Genomic DNA, 20,261 nt, shown 5'->3' with positions numbered 1-20,261 from the left:
GTTTAAAAGTCGATGTATTTCTCCGGGTCAAGCGCAATTCCCTGATGCCATAATTCAAAATGAAGATGAGGGCCAGTTGTCAGCTCTCCGGTATTGCCCATGATGGCGATAGCCTCTCCAGCCTTGACCTTGTCGTTCACTTTTTTGAGTAACTCCGCATTGTGCTTGTAAACGGAAACCAAATCATTTTCGTGTTGAAGGTAGATGATGTAACCGGTGTCCACCGTCCAACCGGCAAAAATCACGGTTCCGTCCATTACGGAGGAAATCCGGGAGTTGGGCATTCCAACGATATCTATCGCAACATGATCGGTTTGTTTGTCAAATCGATTGGTAATAACACCATTTAGCGGAGTGAAAAAGTGAAGATTAGCAATGTTTTTTGATTGTGGATTATCCTTTTGAATGGAAAGGTTCAGCTGTTCTTCCAGTATTTTTTGTTTGAAAATGGAGTCGTGGTTGTAATGATTAATCTGGAGCTGGTTGGATGGGATGACTGTGTCGGCTATGAAATCTGGGTCGTGCGGAACTTCACCTTCAATCAGCAAACGAATTTTTTGAAAATAGTTATCCCGCATGTGAAGTTGATCTTCCAGTGAATCGACCAGCATGGCGTTATGTACAATCATCTGCCGGACTTCGGCCGACGGGTAGCCCGGAATAAACTCTCGAATGGGTGTGTAGGCGATAATAACAACCGTAAGTAGGATTAGCAGGAAGCTACCAAAACTAGCCAGTGCAAATACTTTGATTCGAGTTAGCTGCATGCTCCATACCGTTTGGTAGGTCGAATCGTTGTAGATGATCAGCCGGTAACGGTTCTTGAGCTTCTCGATTAATTTCTTCTTCTTATCCTTTTTAACCATTGTAAGATTTTGCAAGCAACAAAATTAGCAACAATTCGATGAATGCCTATTGTGGCGCATTGAAATTAATACTTTTTAACGGATCCGCAGAGAATAAAAAAAATAAAATCAATGAATTGTTTTGTTATTCCAAAAACATGCTCTATATTTGCAACCGCATTTGAGAAATAAACATCTCGAATGAGCGTTCAAAACAGACAAAAAGCATTCAAGATATATTGCGGGATGGAGCAGTTGGTAGCTCGTTGGGCTCATAACCCAAAGGTCGTCAGTTCGAGTCTGGCTCCCGCTACACCGAAAGGAGAATCAAGAAATTGGTTCTCCTTTTTTTATTGCTTTTTTGGACTCATCCCAATTAGATCCATTTCTTTGTTGTTCTTTGAAGGGATCGCTGAGTCTATTGTTACCGTATAGTATGCCAGTTTGATGCATCGCAATGGTCTTTTTTTTCTGTGATTTTTGTTGTATCTTTTATTTCTCATCCTAGCTAAACAATGAGTTGTTCTGACCATTGTATATGGCAAGTTTAAAGCTTAAAGGCTTAAACTATTCTTTCAAAAACTTCCGCGTCTGGATACAACCTGCAAAGAATGCAGTGTATGTTTTATTTCTTTTAATTTTTTATTTAGTTAATTATGATAAGAAATTTTCGATTTTTAAACAATCTGACCTTACTTATGGTGTTTGTTTTTACATTATTCGTTGTTGGCTGTAACAAGTTAGATGACGGAGTTATCCCCAACTCGATGGGAGATGAGAATTTAAAAAGTGGCAAAGCGATTAAAAAGGGTGAGCTGACCATTGTTGAAATTGCGTTGAATCTCGCTGGAGATCTGACAGATCCAGACGGTCAGTTTAATGAATTGGTTAAGGCTCTTTTGTATGTCGATGGTGAGTTAGGAACCGGATTGGTTGGCACCTTAAATGGTACCGATCAGTTTACTGTTTTTGCTCCTACTGATGCGGCTTTTGAGGCTCTTTACAGTGCCCTGGAAGTCGGTGGAATAGATGAGCTCCCCGCAGAATTGGTTCGGGATGTGTTGCTCTATCACGTTACGGATGGCCGACGGGCTTCCAACAGTGTTGTTCCTAAAAAGAATGTTCGTACCATTGAAACGTTGCTGGGAGTGACATTTACCGTGGACACCACACCAATGATTACGGCAGTTGGCAATACGGCTAATTTTGTTGAGATGGATGGCGCTCTATTCATTAATGTTTCAGCATCCAATGGAATTATCCACGTTATCGACGCTGTAATTTTACCTATCGTACCTTAGGACTATAATTTGAAGAAATGAAATTGGATACTGCTAAACCATCGGTGTGCACGAAAGTTTTAAGCGTATGGTTATTTTTTGCTAAATCCTTTTTCTGTGTTAGGAAATGTTCTAATAAATTGATTGGTTTTGTGGTGGATGAATAATCAGGCGACTACTCTTCAAAATCTGATGGACTCAAAAACCGGAAGCTATTTGTTGGTATCATGGGTTTGTAGGATCGTTGTGCAGACCTACTGACGAATAGGAGTGTTCTAGAGAACGAGATAATTGAAGGCTTCCAGATACACTGAAAGGAGAATCAAGAAATTGGTTTTCCTTTTTTTATGCTTTTTTTAAAGTAATTGGTTGATCCAGTTGTTGAGCGAGGCACACGAGGGTGGATGCTGCCCGGTACGATCGAGCTAGCGCGTCTAAAGTAATAATTAATGCTATTCCTACATGGTGCTATTGCGCCAGGGTGAAGCGGAAGCTCATGCCAAAGTTGGTGTTTGATGTGGGGAATGAGAGCGAAGTAAAAGGTTTATTGATGACCTTGTCGAAATAAACGCGCAGTTGGAAACGATCGCTGAGCATGTAGTCGGCGGTGGTTTTGATGGTGATCGCATTTTGTCCGGCTGTCAGCTGATCGGTTGCCTCTACGAGCTTGCGAATCAGGGTTTTGTTTTTTCGGAATGACACATCGGCCCGGATGTTGAGGTCGTTGGAGTAGGCTTTCTGCGATCGTTTGGTTTTGATGATTAAGTCCATGCGTTCGAAACGGTAGCCTAGTCCAAAGGTGTACTCGTTGGTTAGCACTTCGGTGAGCTGGTTGTTGGCAAAGTTGAGGGCTAAGTTCCGGCTGCGGCTCACTTCAGCACGGGTGGTCATGTCGTTTAGCCAGGTCACATCCATGTTAATCAGTGGGCTGAACTGCTCGTTGATGCTTACTGCGTTAATGTCGTAACGTCCGGTAAAGTTACCGCTCAATTCATTCATGACATAGCTAAACCCATCGTTGTAAATTTGATCGTTATAACTCAGGTTGGTGATGAATGAGCCCACATTGTAGCTGGAGCGATAGGAGTGGTTGATATTCAGCGTCTTGATGACCTTGTTTAGCCCTTCTATTTTGGTCACTAGCCCATCGTAGGTTACTCGCCAGTTGGGGCGCATGTATTTGATGGATGGGAAAGGATCGAGCGACACTTTATTGGGGTTTTGTCCGGTGTAGGCGGCAATAAAGGCAGGCACCAGTACTTGTTGAGAAGTTGGGCCGTAGCCGGAAGGATAACCTTCAGCAACTTGGTGGGGCGCTTCGGGGCTATAGCCTTCGGCCGGATTGGTGATACGCTGGTCAGCCAGACGCCAGGCAATCGTTCGGCGGTAATCCATCATGTTTTGAAATGGCACTGACTCTTGGATATCAGCCTCGCCAATCTTACTGAAAGCTGTGCTCCAGGTGTTGATAGACATGGAGAAGTTACCTTGTAATGTCTTGTTGTTGGCGCTGAACCGACCCGACTCGTTGTCATAGGAATAATATTCCTGCATATTTTCTGAATAGGAACGATTTGCTGTCAGGTCAATGCGAAGAAAGGGAATCGGCTCTACATTGGCGCGAATGCTGAACGTTTCGTTGTGGTTCATCCGGTAGGGCGCATTTAGGGTGGTATCGTTGGTATACCATCCTTTGCTGATGGCTTTGCGGGGGAAATCATCATCTTGCCAGCCAAATAGGAAGGGGAGCCCGGGAGCGTTGCTGCTGCCAATATTTCCAAAGGTAGCTGGATCAGGATTGTAATTTCCAGCACCAAAAAAGGTGGGCTCGGGCAGGAATCCCGGCATGATGGTTCCATCGGAGCTGGAATAGGAGATGGACACGTTCTTGACACTCATGAGGGTTCGGGCGGTGTATTGTGCTATTTTCAGCATCACGCCATCGCCAACCTCACGTTTTCCGGTTACCCGTACCTGTACCTGATTGGTATTGTTGGGTACCATAACTGTTACCCGGTTTTCATTCACCACAACGACTTCTCCCTCGACCTTGCTGCCAGTCGAATTGATTAGGGCGACTTCCACATTTTCCGTTTTCAACTTATGGTTGATCACTTTAGCCGTGTTGGCTTTTAGGTTGGTGGGTGAACTTTCGTAGGTAACGGTCTTGTACTTGGGTTCTGCCTGCCTTGTTCTGGAGCGGGTGGCGGCCTGGGCCCGGCTGCGCGAGCTTCGCGCAGAACGTGTGCTGGAACCGTATTTCTGGTTTACTTCTTTCAGAAACGACACTTTATTGTATAGGTTGAGCATGTTGACTTGTCCGTTGAGTTGGGCCACCCGAGCATTCTCAGCGGTATTTCCCAGTCGGGTCGATTCGTCTGTGATCGGTCCGGCATACCAATCGTATTGGGCTTGGTAGCGTCCTGTTGCACTTACCCAGTTCAGGAGTGGTATTTTATTTAGCGGAGCCACGTAAGAGGCGTTAAATGTATGATGATATAAGATAGGGCGTCCCAGGTTGAGCAGGTTGGTAATGATGGAATCGCGTTTTAACTCATAGTCATCATCCGACCGGTTTATACGTCCTTCGGGTTCATCAATGCGAGCAGTTCCCTGCGAGGAAAAATCCAGTTTCAGTGATCGGCTCAGGTTGAAATTGAGGTCGAAGTACCTGTTCCAAAGAAATTCTTTGTCAAAAGTACGGGGAATAATCATATTCGGGTTAGTCATATTTCGCGCTTTCACTTCCTTGTAATGCCGGTAAAGATCTGTTCGGTAGGATAGCTGAGTCGGCATGGGGTAAAAGTTAAAATCACGAACCAGCTGCAGGGCTTTCCCTTTCAGGAAATTAACCTTTTTGAAAGGTTCAACCAGCTTTGGGCGGTTGTTGAAATTGTAGCTAAACATTCCCCGGTAGTTTTTTTCGAGGCTGTATTCCGTATTGACATTACGCTTCTTTAGTTCGTTGTAGGCATAAGTAACGGAAAAGTTTGTTGGGTCGTACAGGCGCGGTTTTCCCGATTTATTCATTTTGTCGACCTTCACATTGGTGAAGTTGATGCTCTTGCGGCTCACATAGTCTTGGGCAACCTGTTTTAGCGAGTCGCGTTCCGACTTGGAGTCCAGCTGGTCGATGGCATCATCCATCTTAATATCGGGATCCAGCGGGTTGTATTTGGGATTACTGATGCTTTTGGAAACTCCTACATAAAGTGGAATACGTACTTTGGCTTTCTCGGGGAAAAATTTCCCCAGCTCAAAGTTGGATGAGATATCGTATTCCACCAAGTCGTCCAGAGCTCGTTCGTTCATGGTTTGATCGATGCTTCCAAAGCCTGAAGAGCGGGTGCGTCCGGCAACGACTACCGAGCCGAGGTCGGCCAAGCGGGCTGACACTCGTGCATTAGCAGCCCACCCACCTTCTTCGTCAAAGTCTGTTAGCCGGAGTTCATTGGCCCATACCTCTACCGATTTTGGGCCGGGATTGAGGTTGCCTTGTTGTTTATGGCGTACTCCCATCAAGATAAGATCCACCTCGGCCAGGTTGGGAGTTCCCTTTACTTTCACCAGATTCTTGTTGTTATTCCATCCCTGGTGTGGAAGCTCGTAAATGTCGGTTATGTTGATGGTTGCTCCGGACTGGCGAACCTGCTCATTTCGGGCCATCTTGGCATCGGGAAACAGGTCAAGAGGAATGTCAATCCGGTTTTCGTCGGGCCAAACCAGGTAGCGCTGACTTTCAATATCACCATTGTAAAAGCCGGGCTCGGTCAGTTGTAAGGGCACTTCATATTCGTAGTAGTTGTTCTCGTCGGTTCCCAGGCGGATGAAGTAATGCAGCTCGTCATCGTTTAGTGGGTAGCCGTCAATTTCTTCAGCATGTAGTTCGAGTTTGAGGCGTCGGTAACGTCTAAAATCCATGCCCAGCGTTTTGTATGCTGCTCGCGCATCGCCCTGCTGCAGGTCGATCACTTTTAGTACCAATGATTGTTCATTGAGCTGGAGTAGTTGTGGGTTGGCCGGATCGATCACCCGGTCAATTCCAGGTGGCAGAATATAGTTTACCGGCTCTTTTCGGCTATTTTCTTCGATATTGACCGCTGAGATTTCAAATTCGGTTTGAGGACTTGGCGCCACGTTTGTTTCGTCAATCTCATCGGTAAAACGTCTCCAGTCGGAACGAACCAGATCCATGGTTGCAAAACGCAGGATGGTGGTGTCCTGGAACCCTTTCAGGAACATTCGCATAAACCGGATAGAGCGCAGCCCTTCAATGTCAATCTTATCCTCATAGCTGCTGATGGGGACTTTAAACTGGTACCAGTTGACTTCCTGAGTCCCTCCGGTTGGAGCTTCGCTTTGCCCTACCCGAACGTCGGTAATGAAGTTTTGTCCCAGCTCCATGTCTTCGGGGCGAATACTGATGCGGTATTGGTAATAACGCTCGTATTCATTCAGGGTGTTGTCGTTGTTGATGTCTTCAATGTCGGGCATGGTGGACGCCGTAGTCGGATACGACTCGGGCGACATTTCCGAGGTGGGCGAATTGCCATCTGGGCCATTGTAGTTTTTATAGCGGGTCAGAATGCTGGCTTCTTCTGCGTCATAATCCGATCCACGATAGTAATGGTAATTATCGCTGGCCGGGTCATTCAGCGCATCGTTTAAAGCTGTTTGATTCAGAATTCCCTGAAGAGCCTGTAAATAACTTCCGAAGAATGTTCGTTCGTCTTCATCGGTTAACCCATCAAAACCCACATCCTGAAACTGCCTTGAGACGGGGTCGTTGGCAAAGGCATTCACAATTGATTGTTTGGTCGAAACCCGTCCCCAAACGGTGGTGTCGATATCTGTCAGGTCGGCGGTTTCGGGTAGTCCGTTCTCGAATGCCTTGCGCGAATCTTTTAATAGATCTTCGGAGATATCTCCCAGGTTGAAATAGAGGTCACCGCCTGTATTGGGTAGGCCGTTTTGCTTGTCGTAAACAAAGGGATCCATCATCCAGAATTCGATGTATTCGATATTAGCTGCTTCGAAGTCTGTTGTTTCAATTTTTCGCATAATCCCTGCCCAGCGCGACTCGGGGCTATTTAGCTTCCCTTCGGAGCCGACACCCGCTGAGTAAGGTGATGGGGACGTGTCGAAGTTGTAGGGCCCTTTTTCTTTCGGATAGTAAGCCAAGTCGAGCACCGGAATGTTGGTTGGTGTTCCGGTAGGGGTTTCTTTGTCCGGGAAAATTTCTTTTTGAAAAACCTCACGCACAAAGTGATTCCGTTGCTGGCTGCGGTCGCCTTTGATATGCGAAGGGGTTTGTGAGGTGTTGCGCAAAAACAGCGGATCAATGATGTACCAGGCCAGTTTGGCACGGTTGTATCCGTAAGCCAGATCATCGTTCAGGTTGCCTTCGGGAAAAAGGTCATCCTGCTTTTGCGGAGTGCTGGCTAACACCCAGGCCTGCCGGGCTTTGAGATTGATCGATGTTTTGGTGGCCTCAAAATCATCAATATAAACGGTTCCTTCCTTGTCGATGACTTTGGAATGGCCAGGAACCAATTGAGCGAACTCAGCTTCCATCGAGATGGAGGAAGGCTCCTTGGTTTCGATGAAAGGCAGTTTATCGACCAGGGTGGTCAGCAAATTGGATTCGGTGCTATAGTTGGCGTCCAGGCCCCAGATGGTGTTGGAAATGGGATCTTCTCCATAGGTTACTTTCTGGGTTAGCGGACGTTCGTTCATGTGTAGCACCGTTGCTCCCAAATTAAAGTTATCGGAGAAGGCATAGTTGGCGTGGGTTCCAACCAGTGTTTTTCGTTGTACGCTGAATAGGTCTTCACTTTCGGTGCTAATGCGGATGGGGGTGCCCGATTCCAGTAAGCCTGCATTGATGATTTTTACACGCCCCAGCGTGTAGTCAACGGTGTAGTCGATGTATTCCTGCAGCTCGCGTCCACCGGCAGTTACTTTAACCGAACCTTGTGCTACGTTCATGGTTCCCAGTGTAATTTCAGAGCTGGAAGAACCTTCGTAGCTTCCTTTCAGAATGAATTTATTGTGCTTGGTATCTTGTTCTGCATAGGTCTTTGTCGAGTCGTAGAGCGATTGGTATGCATATTTCTCAGCCAATGCAGGGTCTGAGATTGAGTCGGCCAGATGGCTGCCAAAAGGCTCCAGTACCGGGAATATAATCCGTCCGCTGGAAGACAGCACCGTGATGCCTTCAATGTAATCAAACACGCCGTCTCGCCCTGGGTCGAGCTGCGAGTTGAGGTTGTCAACATTCAGGACATTTAGTAGAATGTGTCCCTCCAGATTAGTGTCGGGCAGGTAGTTGATGTCGGTTCCAGAATCGTTTTGATATAGCACATCCAGGATGAAGTTTTCTTTGGAAAGCTGGTACGCGTTCAGGCTGTAGATGTTTTTCATCATCAGTTTCCATGTTGGATACTGGGGTGAAAGGTTGGTGCCTTTCAGTAATTTCATGACCAGTGTTTGCGGGGCTTCAATGCCATCGGTTGAAAATTCTCCCACCTGGAAGGTTTGTCCGTTAGCTGTGTAGTTGTAGGCCACCATCAACACTTCGTCGGTGTTTAATGACGAATTTAACGAAATGTAACCCAGGTTTTGATGCACGGTATATTCCGAGGGGCTGAGCTTCCGGGCTTGCTCTACTTTTTCAAAATCCTGACCACCTTTAAATTCAAAAGCAGCCAGGCTTTGCAAGGTTTTGTTGATCAGGTTTACCTCTCGAATATCGCTGTAACTGCTAATAATTTCGGAGTATAAGTTGTTGGCGTCGTTGTAGGGGTAGATGTTTTCAGGATAGGGCTTGGTGCCTGTTTCCTGAAAGCTGGGCACCGTGTTGTAAATGTTGTTTTGGTGCTCGCCCAAGTCCATAAATGACAGTATATTTCGGGATTCATCGGTTTGATTGGACTTGTTGGTTACCCAAACTTCAATTTTATTGATGGTGATGGCCGACCGGACGATTGGAAGCTTGGCCAGCGCTTCGTTGTAGCTGTCGCGAAAATATTGTCCCAGAAAGAAGTGGCGGTTGGCATCATAATCCAGTACTTCAATTTCGAAGTTTGATTTTTGGGCTCCTCCCTCTGTCTCAATTACCTGTGTTTCACCTTTGTTTTGCGAGAAAATGGTGGTCAGGTTCAATTTGCCGAACTGCATTTCGGTTTTTACCCCAAACAGGTTGGTTCCACCGCTGATCAGCGATCCGTTGAGTGGCAGCGATACATTACCGGCTTCTACTTTCTTCAGAATTTCATCTTCACTGCCGGTGTAGTCGATGTTCATCTTGTTTTCGTAATCGAAGGTAGCCTCGGTATTGTAATTGACCCGCATCTTCATTTTTTCGCCAATGTTACCCATGACATTCATCTGGATCTTTTGGTCGAAATCGAAGGTCGGTGTTTTACGCAAACGCTCGGGAATGGCCGGGTTCTCGGTGGCGTTCATTTGGTAGCCAAAACTTACTTCAACATAGCCTTGCGGACGGATGTCGATGCTGTTGCCTCCAAAAATCCGGTTGAAGGCCTCTCCACCGACGGTCAGACTAGGGATAAGGGATCCTTGACTTTCCATGTCGAGTTGATTGCCCCGGACCCGCCAGTAATTACGGACGGAGTTTTTAAAGTCGTAATCGACAAATTCCTGAAGCGACATCGTTTTGGGAAGCCGGTAATTTAGGGCCCCAATCTTTTCATAAAAAATATATTCACCGGTTTCCGGATTATACTCGACTTCGGTGCTTATGTTGGAAGGGCGACCTAAAAAAAGTCCTGAGCTGTCTTTTTCCTCAGGGAAATTGAACGCTGGTTCATCTTCGAAGGGGTAAGGTAATATGCCGGTGGTGTCTATTTCGACCGAATCCGTTGTGATGACATCGCTGGGCTGTGTTTTTCCGTTCGTAGGGGGTGGAGACAAGATCCAGCCCATGCTTAGTATTCCCGGAAAAACAACTGTTACAAGAATATTTGTTAAGCTCTTTTTCAATGCCAGTCTTTTTCAACGTTACAGCCCTTTTAGGGCTCTTTTTATGGTGTCTTCGACGGTTAGCTCAGGATTGGCTTTCAGAAGTTTATCCAGCTCTTTTTCAATATTCTTCTTGGCGAATCCCAGCATTACTAATGCTGATAACGCTTCATCGCGGATTGTATTGTCTGCTTTTGAGATTAAAATTTGGTCGCTGGCAGCCGTTTTTCCAATCTTATCTTTCAGGTCAATGATCACTCGCTGCGCTGTTTTTGCACCAATGCCCTTTATGCTTTTTAGTAAGTTAACATCTTCTCCCAAGATGGCCTGACGAATTTCTTCAGCAGCCAGCGATGATAGCATCATCAGCGCGGTGTTGGAGCCGATACCATTAACGGAGATCAGCAAGCGAAATAGTTCGCGCTCGCTGGCTTCGGCAAACCCGTAAAGCAGGTGAGCATCTTCTCGAACGGTTTGGTGTAAAAAGAGTTTCGTTTGTTCTTTTCCGTTGATGAGAGAATAGGTGTTGAGTGAAATATGAATGAAATAACCAATTGAGCCTGCTTCGATGACGGCATTCGCTGGGGTCAGTCCAGTTAGTTTTCCCTGAATGTATTCGTACATGATGCTGTGCTTTAATTTTCAGGTTCGTCTGAGGATTGCAAATCAATGTTTTCATCAACCTGGTTGGGGTTGATTTCAAATTTCTTCAATGGGTTTTTATTAATTTCCTTATAGCGTTCGCGACTTTTGTGAACATCGATAGCCAGGTAAAGTGCTTGTCTGAAGGAGTCGGGAGAGGCTTTATCTTCTCCGGCAATATCAAATGCAGTACCATGGGCTGGCGAAGTGCGGATAAATGGCAGCCCTGCCGTATAGTTCACGCCCTTGTCAAACGAAGCCAACTTGAAAGGGGTTAGTCCCTGGTCGTGGTACATGGCCAGAATCGCATCAAACTTGGCATAGTCGCCCGATCCGAAAAATCCATCGCTGGGGTAAGGTCCAAGCGCCAGTATTCCTTCTTTTTTGGCTTGCTCAATGGCAGGCATGATAATCTCTTTTTCTTCGGTTCCCAGCAAGCCGCCATCGCCAGCGTGAGGATTTAGTCCAAGCACTGCGATGCGGGGCTTTTTAATGCTGAAATCCTTTTCCAATGAGCTATCCATGATTCGCAGTTTACTTAAAATTGCTTCCTTGGTAATCAGGGAAGAAACTTTGGCCAGAGGGACATGGGTAGTGACTACGCCGATTTTCATAATTTCACCGACCATCAGCATCAGGTAATTCTTGGCACCAAATTGTTCGGCTAAAAATTCAGTATGTCCCGGGAAATCAAATTTATCTGACTGGATATTGTCTTTATTGATTGGGGCTGTAATTAAAGCATCGATGTCGCCGGCCTTCAGATCATTAACAGCTCGTTCCAGTGCCATATAGGAAGCTTCTCCTGCAATTCCGGATGATTTCCCCAGTTCAACGCGGATATTATCATCAATACAGTTGATGATGTTCGCGCGTCGCGGGTCAGCTTCGCGGGCATTCTGAATATTGTTAAAGTTGAAATTGTTTAAATTCAGGGCCTTTCGGTGATAGGCAGCAACCTTGGGAGAGCCATACACCACAGGGGTACACATTTCCAGAATACGTGCATCCAACAGGGTTTTCATAATTACTTCATAGCCAATCCCGTTGATGTCGCCTTGTGATATGCCGATTCTTATTTTGTGTTTGCTCATTTTATCAGTCTCTTATGATGTTGTGGAAATCTTGAAATCTCTTGTTCACAGATATTTTATGTGAAAGGCAAAGTTAATTCTTTATCTGAACTTTATCAAAATAGATTAGGGTTCGCCTGGACCGAATCGATTATGATGGATTTTGTTGCATTCAAGCTCGTTGATCGGCTTCCCTGGGCGGATTTGCGCAGGGTGGCCAACGGCAATTATGCTTAGTATGCGGAGATTTTCCGGAAGCTTAAGCAGCTGTTGGATAAACTGCTCAGCTGTTTGTTTCTGATCGTGTGGGCGGTTGCGAATTTGCACCCAGCAGCTTCCCAAACCGAGTGATTGAGCGGTAAGCTGCAGTAAAATACTGGCAATGGAGCAATCCTCGATCCAAACATCTCCCTTGTTTTCATCGGCCAATACTACGATTGCCAGCGGAGCATTGCTGAGAAAGGCGGCTCCATGTGGCTTGGATTGACTTAATTGCTGGATGAGGCTTGGATCATCAACAAAGATGAATTCCCAGGGATTCCCGTTTTTAGAAGAAGGAGCGCGTAAGGCTGCCTCCTGAAGCAGTTTCTGCTTGTCGAGATCAATTTTTTCGCTTGTAAACTTTCGTATGCTCCTGCGCGAGCGAAGTAATTCAATCATGTTTTTGATTTTTATGTCTGATCGATGCTTGCTGAGTTGTTGCTTTTGGAAAAGTGGAAACTCAGGTCTTGTAAAAATAAGAAAGCATGTGTAAAATTAGATCAGAATGGCAAAAATAATTAACAAAAGTAACAACATGAAAAGGATGAGCTGGTTTCGTACAAACAGCCCGAGTAAAATGAGCAGTTCCAGTTCTTCGGTGTCAGCTGAGTAGATTTCGATTTGCCCTTTGTCTTTTGATAGTAATTCAAAGCTTTGGAAGATAATGATTTCCTGTCCATTGAATTTCCAGGCCCATCGTGATTGCCAAAAGTTTTTAATTTCCAACTCGAAGCGTTTTCCATTGATCACCACGTTGGTTTTGGGATTGAATAGGTTGATCATGATGGAGGCCAAAGGTGCTTGGTTGTTGGTGTCAAATATTTCCAATTTGGATAGGAAAAAGTCACGGGTAAGTATAAAGCGTCTTCCTTTCATCGTTGCCAGTGCATCTGAACTGAACATGTTTTTCCATTCAATCAGTCCGATTTGCTCTGAGTTACGAGTAATTTGCAATTGGTTTCTAAAAATGCTCTTTGTCCAATAAAGTTTTTCCATAGTTTGTCAATATTGCCATTTGCAAGGTATGAAAATTAGTGGAAAGATGGTAGGCTTTTATGTCGAATAGTAGGGCCTTCGAATGGAAGGAGCAATGCGTGCAAGTTGATGGAGATAAATAGAAAAGGCCGTTGTTCGCGCTGAACTCGAACGGCCTTTTTAAGAAATTATAAATATTGACTCGGTTAAAACAAGAAGCCTAAGTTCAGGGAAAGCGCTTTGTTCTGAATGTCATTCTCGAGTTTGTAAACCTCGGAAATACCCATGTCATAGTTTAAGCTAATTAGCAGTTTGTGGGCGGCTGCCGGAAGCTCAAAGCCCAATTCGAAAGCCCAGCCAAAGTCGGTCGGCTTCACCCCATCCTTGATCTTAGTGGTTGCTTCGGCCAGTTCATATTCTGCCTTCAAGCGGGAAGCAAGGTAGGGGCCCGTTGCCAAAAATATTCGGGATGCTTTCCCTTCAACCAAGGCAGAAGAAAATTCGGCTTTTACAGGAAGTTCAAGATAATCTATGCGGTAAGTTTCATCTGCGTTATCGTCGTGGCTTCCTTTCTGTGTCCAAAGTAGTCCACTTTTTATAGCGAACCAATCGTTGGTGCGGTAGCGTGCTAATAAGCCTGCGTTGACATTGTGATGCCGATTTCCATTTTTGCAGATGTTTCCCAAGTCGGACTGAGTTGTAGCTCCAACTCCCAGTTGGGCACCCAACTCAACTTGGCTAAATGCCTGTACTGAACTTGAAATAAGCATAATCAGCAGGCTGAGTGTTTTTAATTGTTTCATTTTTCTTTGTTTTAATTGTTATTTCATTCGACGGAATACGTCTAAACGTCGAAAGAGAAGCAAATTTTTTTAAGTGCTTATCCCATGAAATAAAATGTTTAGTAAATCATTTAAGCGTTCTTCAATGTCAATCTCTTCATCAGTAAGGAAATAGGGTTCCTCGAGGCCGCGCAGGGCAATCACAACTGTTCGGGCTGTAAGGTTGACGTTTAGGCTTCGGAATTGCCCACTTTGAATTCCTTCTTCCAAGATTCGAGCAATCGTAGCTTGTTCTTTTTGGTCGTGCTTTTTCCGGATTTGTTCTATGAATTCAATTTTGCTTAGAAAGTCATTTTTCAAGGCATCGTAATAATTGACGAAATCACGAAATCCTTTCATTCTCCCTAAAACGTAGGCTGATAGTTTCTCGCGGGCTGTATGTTGCTCTTGTACCGAGCGTTCAATTTTCGAAAATAGAATGCCAGCTTCCTGTTCAACAACGGCTTGGAAAACTTCTTCTTTACTTTTGAAGTAGTAGTAAAGCGAACTTTTCCCTTTTCGGGCAGCCACAGCAATTTCGTCCATGGTTGTCTTCCGAAACCCGTACCTGGCAAAGGTTTCACGGGCTACCTCAATAATGCTATTTCTTACTTTTTCGCTCAAGGATCTGTTTTTCGACTAATTCGGTTCAAAAGTACAAATATTTTTGGAAAACGAATTCAATTACAAAAAATATTAAAAGGAACTTCAAGTTTTGCTTCTGCCAACGGGTTTATCTTAAGGTTCATTAGCCGATTTTGGGGATGGTAAATTGGAACCGACTCCCTTTGCCAACTTCACTTTCAACAAATATTTGCCCTTGGTGCTTTTCTACAAACTCCTTGCAGAGGATTAGGCCAAGACCTGTTCCCATTTCATTGACTGTTCCCGGAGTTGAATAGCTTTCTTCAATCCTAAAGAGCTTTTGTAAGGCTTCTTGCTGAATGCCGACTCCGTCGTCAGCAACGGAAATCATTAATCCGTTTTTTTTTTGTTGGGCTGATATGGTAACTTGACCTCCCGGATTGGTGAATTTTATGGCGTTTGAAATCAGGTTGCGCAGGATCGTTGAAATCATGTAGTGATCGGCAAATGCCGGTGCTTTTGTTGGAAGCTCTTTTACCAGAGTAATCGATTTTTGTTCGGCATTCTCATTCAGTAGTAGCGTGGCTTCTTCGATGAGCGAAATACAGTCAATATGTTCTGGGTTGTACTGTGTCCTTCCGGTTTGTGAGCGAGACCATTCGAGGAGGTTTAACAACAGATCCATGGCATTTTGTGCCGATTGTTGAATGATTTGGACATATCTTTCGAGCCCTGTAAAGTCTTTAATTTCAACTTTGTCGGCCAGTAAGCTTGAGAAGCCGATGATGCTGCTGAACGGACTTTTTAAATCGTGAGCAATGATAGAAAAGAATTTGTCCTTGGTGGCATTGAGTTCACGCAAACGGATTTCATTTTCTTTCAGGTTTCGCTGGGCTTGTTTGCGCTTGCTGATGTTGCGAATAAAACTTTGGTAAGTTCCGTTATACATGGCTCTTGAACTCATCTCGACCTCTATCGTGGTTCCATTTTTTTGTTTAAGCTCCCGCTCAACTTTCAGTGTCTCCCCCGATTTGAGCTGGTCGTATCTCAATGGATTCTGGTGCAGCTGGCTTAAGGTGAACAGATCATTCATGTTCATTTGAAGAAGTTCATCTTTCGAAAAGCCGGTTAGTTCGCATGCTTTGTCGTTAACGATTATGAAATCGCCCTTGCTGTTACCCTGGAAGAAAGCATCAGGAGCCATCTCCAGAAGATGGCGGTAGTTTGCTTCACTTTTTTTGATGGCTTCTTCCTGCTTTTTGCGATCGGTAATGTCTTGAATGATACCGAAGATAATGCCATTTTCTTTATCGAAAGTGGCGGTGGAATGAATGTCTTTGATCTGGCCGGTGTCGGCAGCTTTTATCTTGAATTCTACCTCATAGGGTTTACTTTGATGCAGCAGATTTTTTAATGCTTTATCAAGCTTAGGCCGGTAATCTGGCAGCGGAAATTCTTTGATGACTTCATAATTAAACTGGTCGCGGTTGACTCCGTATATCTTTCTGGCCCCTCTGGATGCGAGAATAGACATGTCATTGAGGTGGAGTTCCCAGTTTCCTGATTTTGAAGCAAGTTCTGCCTGGCGTAACCGTTTTTCACTAAGTGATACTCTCTTATGGTTTTTTTTGCGCTGTTCGCTATCATAAATGATGAGGTGTAAAAGAAGTTTGGCTCCAAATTCAATGGTGCTGACGCACATTTCGGTTTTTATCGGGAAACCTTTACTGGTTGTTTGGTGGCACTCAAAATAGTCGAGCTTGTTTTTGCGGGCCTGGTTGAGCAGGAATTGGATTTCCGTGGCTGATTCCATGCTGAAGTCCTGGATCCGCATTTGCTGAATCTTTTGAACAGGTATTCCATAGAGCTTTTCAGCCTGTCGGTTGGCATGCATAATCGCGCCCGAATCCGGATCAATGACCAGATTGGCTGCTTTGTGATCTTCAAACAGCTTATGGAAGAGTTCCCCATTCTTGTTTTGGATACCTTCTTTTAATTGTTGGTTTTCATCTTCTGTTTTCATGATGTCAGGGCATGTTTGTATCCTGGTTTTTCAAGTCACAGATCTAGAAAATACATGTATTGAAACGGTTGAGTTTGATGTGGCATGCAAGCTCGTTTTCGCGTTCAGTGAACTTTTTGCATCGATATTATCTTTTGCAAAGTTTAGGTCGCAATACCAAATATATCACTTTTAAATTTTATTTGTGCAATGGAGAGGTGTTTCTTGTATTCAGCAATGCAAAGTTGGTATTGGCCAAGATGTTATCTGTCGGAGCATTCTGCTCGGCTCATACAAAACATTGCTTGCCTATAGGATTGTTGAAAGCTTGAGCAGGTGGAATAAACTTAGCAATCCCTCATTCTGAGACGAGTTTTAAATGATCGGGATTGACTTTTAATCCTTTTTATCCAATGCTTTGGTTGACAGCAGCCCGCAAGCCGCATAAATATCCTGTCCGCGTGAAGCACGAATGGTGGTGGTAATTCCTTTGGCTTCCAATCCTTCTTTAAATTCCACAAGCGTGACTTCGTCTGTTCCTTTTAGTGGGGTGTTGGGAATCGGGTGGAATCGGATGAGGTTGATTCGGCACTTGATGCCATCCAGTAGGCGAGCCATTTCCCGGACATGGGCTGGTGTGTCGTTCAGTCCGTGGAATACGATGTATTCGAATGAAACGCGACGCTGGCGGCCAAAGTCCCAGTTGCGAATTTCCTGTAATACGTCTTCCAGCGGGTAGGCAATTTCTACCGGCATTAGTTGTTGGCGCTCCTCATGAAAAGGGGTGTGCAAACTGATAGCCAAATGGGCTTCGCTTTCGTTTAAAAAACGCACCAGGCCGGGAACGATGCCAATGGAGGAAACTGTAATCCGGCGCGGGCTCATGGCAAATCCCCATTCCGATGTCATTATCTCGGTACTTTTCAGCACTTCATCCAGATTGTCAAATGGCTCGCCCATACCCATGTAAACAATGTTGGTCACGTCCTGCCATTCCGGGATGTTTCGAACTTGGTTCACAATTTCACCGGCTGTCAGTTGTCCCTGGAAACCTTGCTTGCCGGTCATGCAAAACAGACAGCCCATTTTACAGCCAACCTGTGAGGATACGCATACCGTTTTGCGATCGCGATCCGGAATCATGGCTGTTTCAACAAACTTGCCATTGCCGGTTGGGAACAGGTATTTTTTTGTCCCATCAGTACTTTTCTGTACGTTGGTAGTATTGATCAGTCCAAATGAATACTTTTCGGTAAGCAGTTCGCGTGCTTTTTTCGAGAGGTTGGTCATTTCTTCAATCGAAGACACTTCTTTTTTATAGAGCCAATCAGCCAATTGCTTGGCTGTGAATTTGGGCAATCCCAACTCTAAAACAAGTTCTTGCAATTCGCCTAGTGTTTTTCCAAAAAGTGCTTCTTTGACCATCGTGTAAATTTTCTGCAAAGTTATAAAAGAGATTCAGATGCGAAAACAGTTGAAACGCAATCGCTTTTCAATGTTTGCAAGTTTTCTACTTTCAAGCAAACCGGCAAACCGATTAGCATTTGAAAGCTTAGCTGAACTCTGCCTAAAAGTAAATTTCGGCTATGATGTTTTCGTAAGGAATGCCGCGCTCAATCAGCAAGTCTCGAACTTCCACCACCATCAGTGCTTTTCCGCAGAGGTAATAGTGCTGATCATCCGGAAAATTCTTCACGGTTTTCAGATAGTCGGTTACCCGTCCCGGAAACACATCGCACGATTGTTCTTGCGAGCAACATCTAACGTAATTTTTGTCAAGAGACCAGTCCAGTTCGTCTTCAAAATAGAATTGGTTGAGGTGGCGGGCACCGTGAATCAGTGTTTTGTTTTCGAACTGTCCAGAGCGAAACATGCTGTAGAACGGGGCAATGCCAGTTCCTGTGGCAATCCACCAGGCGGGCTTGTTGGTTCCCAGAAAGCTGCCGTAAGGTTCCGACACCAGCAGCTGGTCGCCGGGAATCATGGCTGCCAGCTTTGGGGTGAGGTAGCCCTCTTCCTTTATATTGAATAGTACCCGGATCTCCTCTTCGTGATCGCCACTGCAGATGCTGTAGATGCGCGGTGGCTGCGTGTTGTCAAGGGCAATTTTTACGACTTGTCCGGGGATGAAGTCATGTCTCCGTTTGTAGGAAATCAGAAACACCCCGGGGGAGATTTCTTCGTTTCCGGTCACTGTTTCCTGGTTTAGCTGAATGGCTTTTTTTTGATATTCTTCCGCTTTGGGCATTGTTTAATCTATTTACTCAACCAATTAACGCAACCAACAGCATTTGGTTTTCATCAAAAAAAGAAAAATCATGAAACGAATGGTAATTATTGCATTATGCTTTTTCCCTTTTTTTGTTGCGTGCAACAAATAGGATGAATTTCCGGAACAAATCCCCATATGTCTTGAATAACGGCTAAGTCTTTATTGTTGATTCTCAATCCTTCGTAAAATTCATTAATTTTGCGCTATTCAATGAAGGGGACTAATTTTATGCAATGTGTGGCAAAAATGATATTAAAAGTGTTGGGCTGGTTGTTACTGCTGCCAGTTTATTTCTACAAGTATGCCATTTCACCGCTTACTCCAGCGTCATGTCGCCATGTCCCCACTTGTTCGCAATATGCTGTTGAGGCGGTTAAAATTCATGGCCCGTTTAAAGGATTTTGGTTGGCCGTCAAACGTATTTCCAAATGCCATCCGTGGGGGACGCATGGCTATGATCCGGTTCCGGACAGAAAACAGATTAAAATCAAAAAGCTAAAGTTGAAATAGTAATAGACGGAGTCTTGTCTGAGCGTAAGATGCGTTTCTTCAATTTATTGCGAGTGTTGAGGCGTTCGGGCTTGTGGCGTGTTATTTTTCCCTGTTGCCTTTGACCGTTGTTCACATGATGAATATTTGAATGACCAGAAAGTCAAGTGTTCTTCACTTATTTTGATGTGGAAACGAAATTCATGAAAAGTTAATGTTCATCCATCCGCATTTATTAAGGATTGGTTCGGACTAAGTATTTATACTTATTTCTTACCTTTGAAAAAAATAATTATATGGAGTGGGTGATTAGTGTTGTTGTGGTATTAATGGCCGCCCTGTTGAAAGGGATGACCGGTTTTGGGTTTGCCTTGCTGGCAGTTCCTTTGCTTTCGTTGTTTTTTCCAATTCAGTCGTTAATTCCGGCCATGACTTTGTTCAATTTAATCACGTCGGTGTATCTTCTGGCATCAATCAAACTAAAGATTAGAGCCAAACATTTTTTGCCGATGCTACTGGCTAGTTTTATGGGTATCCCGCTGGGAGTTTATGTGTTGACTCTTTTCCCGGAGCAAATGCTGAAGCTGGCGGCCGGTATTTCTATTTTTTCCATCTCGATGGTTTTCTTGCTCGGAGGCAATCACCCGGTTTCGGAAAGTCGTCGGGAGAAACCCATTGTGTTTGCTGGTTTCTTGAGCGGACTGCTTACTTCCTGTATGTCCATTGGTGGGCCTCCAATTGCTTTGGCCATGAATCGGAAAGGGTATTCAAAAGAGTCGTTTCGTAAAATATTTGCCTTAGTGAGTGTTATCAATGCAGCCATAAGTTCGGTGTTGTATGTTGTGCATGGTATATTTGTGGCTTTCTCGCTGAAATTTGCGCTTTTCCTGCTGCCGGTCATTGTGCTGGGAACAAAAATAGGCGATGGTTTATCTCAAAAAGTGAACCAGCTTTTCTTTCGGAAAGTGATACTCTACATCAACCTCTTTTTGGGCCTTTTTATTATTGTTCGGACACTGGTATCCTCGTAACT

14 protein-coding genes and 1 tRNA gene are annotated in these 20,261 nt (G+C 44.7%); 4 read left to right on the top strand and 11 right to left on the bottom strand.

Going from position 1 to position 20,261, the window contains the following annotated elements:
- Positions 1-2: 2 nt before the first annotated feature.
- Entirely contained in the window at positions 3-866 is an 864-nt protein-coding gene (locus ACUNWA_RS06365; RefSeq protein ID WP_445591054.1) for a M23 family metallopeptidase, read from the bottom strand.
- 219 nt (positions 867-1,085) lie between these two features.
- Between ACUNWA_RS06365 and ACUNWA_RS06360 the strand changes: the two genes are divergently transcribed.
- Both ACUNWA_RS06360 and ACUNWA_RS06355 read left to right on the top strand, forming a co-directional pair.
- A tRNA-Met gene (locus tag ACUNWA_RS06360) sits at positions 1,086-1,158 on the top strand.
- A 343-nt stretch (positions 1,159-1,501) separates the two neighbouring features.
- Complete coding sequence (locus ACUNWA_RS06355; protein WP_445591053.1) at positions 1,502-2,146, top strand: fasciclin domain-containing protein; 645 nt, start codon at positions 1,502-1,504, stop codon at positions 2,144-2,146.
- A 447-nt stretch (positions 2,147-2,593) separates the two neighbouring features.
- Here the strand turns inward: ACUNWA_RS06355 and sov are convergent, their stop codons facing one another.
- The 10 genes from sov to ACUNWA_RS06305 form a co-directional block, all read right to left on the bottom strand.
- Positions 2,594-10,129, bottom strand: a complete 7,536-nt coding sequence (sov, locus tag ACUNWA_RS06350) for a T9SS outer membrane translocon Sov/SprA (protein WP_445591052.1) — start codon at positions 10,127-10,129, stop codon at positions 2,594-2,596.
- Positions 10,130-10,147: 18 nt separating this feature from the next.
- Complete coding sequence (gene ruvA / locus ACUNWA_RS06345) at positions 10,148-10,732, bottom strand: Holliday junction branch migration protein RuvA (RefSeq protein WP_445591051.1); 585 nt, start codon at positions 10,730-10,732, stop codon at positions 10,148-10,150.
- An 11-nt stretch (positions 10,733-10,743) separates the two neighbouring features.
- Entirely contained in the window at positions 10,744-11,844 is a 1,101-nt protein-coding gene (gene pdxA, locus ACUNWA_RS06340) for a 4-hydroxythreonine-4-phosphate dehydrogenase PdxA (protein WP_445591050.1), read from the bottom strand.
- A 105-nt stretch (positions 11,845-11,949) separates the two neighbouring features.
- Positions 11,950-12,483 carry a nitroreductase family protein gene (locus ACUNWA_RS06335; RefSeq protein WP_445591049.1) on the bottom strand — a complete coding sequence of 178 codons (534 nt, stop codon included), beginning with the start codon at positions 12,481-12,483 and terminating at the stop codon, positions 11,950-11,952.
- Positions 12,484-12,579: 96 nt separating this feature from the next.
- Positions 12,580-13,080 carry a hypothetical protein gene (locus ACUNWA_RS06330; RefSeq protein ID WP_445591048.1) on the bottom strand — a complete coding sequence of 167 codons (501 nt, stop codon included), beginning with the start codon at positions 13,078-13,080 and terminating at the stop codon, positions 12,580-12,582.
- Between the two features lie 185 nt (positions 13,081-13,265).
- Positions 13,266-13,862 carry a porin family protein gene (locus ACUNWA_RS06325; RefSeq protein ID WP_445591047.1) on the bottom strand — a complete coding sequence of 199 codons (597 nt, stop codon included), beginning with the start codon at positions 13,860-13,862 and terminating at the stop codon, positions 13,266-13,268.
- 69 nt (positions 13,863-13,931) lie between these two features.
- The gene (locus ACUNWA_RS06320) at positions 13,932-14,504 is read right to left on the bottom strand and encodes a TetR/AcrR family transcriptional regulator (RefSeq protein ID WP_445591046.1); all 573 of its coding nucleotides are present in this window, start codon (positions 14,502-14,504) and stop codon (positions 13,932-13,934) included.
- A 124-nt stretch (positions 14,505-14,628) separates the two neighbouring features.
- Entirely contained in the window at positions 14,629-16,488 is a 1,860-nt protein-coding gene (locus ACUNWA_RS06315) for a PAS domain S-box protein (protein ID WP_445591045.1), read from the bottom strand.
- 375 nt (positions 16,489-16,863) lie between these two features.
- Positions 16,864-17,892 (bottom strand): 23S rRNA (adenine(2503)-C(2))-methyltransferase RlmN, encoded by a 1,029-nt coding sequence (rlmN, locus tag ACUNWA_RS06310; RefSeq protein WP_445591044.1) that lies wholly within the window; start codon positions 17,890-17,892, stop codon positions 16,864-16,866.
- A gap of 142 nt (positions 17,893-18,034) precedes the next feature.
- On the bottom strand, positions 18,035-18,715 hold the full coding sequence (locus ACUNWA_RS06305; protein WP_445591043.1) for a ferredoxin--NADP reductase: 681 nt from the start codon (positions 18,713-18,715) through the stop codon (positions 18,035-18,037).
- Between the two features lie 270 nt (positions 18,716-18,985).
- On the opposite strand from ACUNWA_RS06305, the gene yidD reads away from it, so the two are divergent.
- The gene (gene yidD / locus ACUNWA_RS06300; protein WP_445591139.1) at positions 18,986-19,249 is read left to right on the top strand and encodes a membrane protein insertion efficiency factor YidD; all 264 of its coding nucleotides are present in this window, start codon (positions 18,986-18,988) and stop codon (positions 19,247-19,249) included.
- Positions 19,250-19,524: 275 nt separating this feature from the next.
- The gene (locus ACUNWA_RS06295) at positions 19,525-20,259 is read left to right on the top strand and encodes a sulfite exporter TauE/SafE family protein (RefSeq protein ID WP_445591042.1); all 735 of its coding nucleotides are present in this window, start codon (positions 19,525-19,527) and stop codon (positions 20,257-20,259) included.
- Positions 20,260-20,261 lie beyond the last annotated feature (2 nt).

The organism is Sunxiuqinia sp. sy24 (assembly GCF_052677165.1).
Note: the sequence above shows the minus strand (reverse complement) of the source record. Positions and strands in the feature narration are given on the sequence as shown.

Coding starts and splice junctions, on each gene's coding strand:
- ACUNWA_RS06295 (WP_445591042.1), top strand. CDS start 19,525: ATGGAGTGGGTGATTAGTGTTGTTGTGGTATTAATGGCCGCCCTGTTG.
- ACUNWA_RS06305 (WP_445591043.1), bottom strand. CDS start 18,715: ATGCCCAAAGCGGAAGAATATCAAAAAAAAGCCATTCAGCTAAACCAG.
- ACUNWA_RS06335 (WP_445591049.1), bottom strand. CDS start 12,483: ATGATTGAATTACTTCGCTCGCGCAGGAGCATACGAAAGTTTACAAGC.
- ACUNWA_RS06330 (WP_445591048.1), bottom strand. CDS start 13,080: ATGGAAAAACTTTATTGGACAAAGAGCATTTTTAGAAACCAATTGCAA.
- ACUNWA_RS06325 (WP_445591047.1), bottom strand. CDS start 13,862: ATGAAACAATTAAAAACACTCAGCCTGCTGATTATGCTTATTTCAAGT.
- ruvA (WP_445591051.1), bottom strand. CDS start 10,732: ATGTACGAATACATTCAGGGAAAACTAACTGGACTGACCCCAGCGAAT.
- ACUNWA_RS06315 (WP_445591045.1), bottom strand. CDS start 16,488: ATGAAAACAGAAGATGAAAACCAACAATTAAAAGAAGGTATCCAAAAC.
- pdxA (WP_445591050.1), bottom strand. CDS start 11,844: ATGAGCAAACACAAAATAAGAATCGGCATATCACAAGGCGACATCAAC.
- ACUNWA_RS06365 (WP_445591054.1), bottom strand. CDS start 866: ATGGTTAAAAAGGATAAGAAGAAGAAATTAATCGAGAAGCTCAAGAAC.
- ACUNWA_RS06355 (WP_445591053.1), top strand. CDS start 1,502: ATGATAAGAAATTTTCGATTTTTAAACAATCTGACCTTACTTATGGTG.
- rlmN (WP_445591044.1), bottom strand. CDS start 17,892: ATGGTCAAAGAAGCACTTTTTGGAAAAACACTAGGCGAATTGCAAGAA.
- yidD (WP_445591139.1), top strand. CDS start 18,986: ATGATATTAAAAGTGTTGGGCTGGTTGTTACTGCTGCCAGTTTATTTC.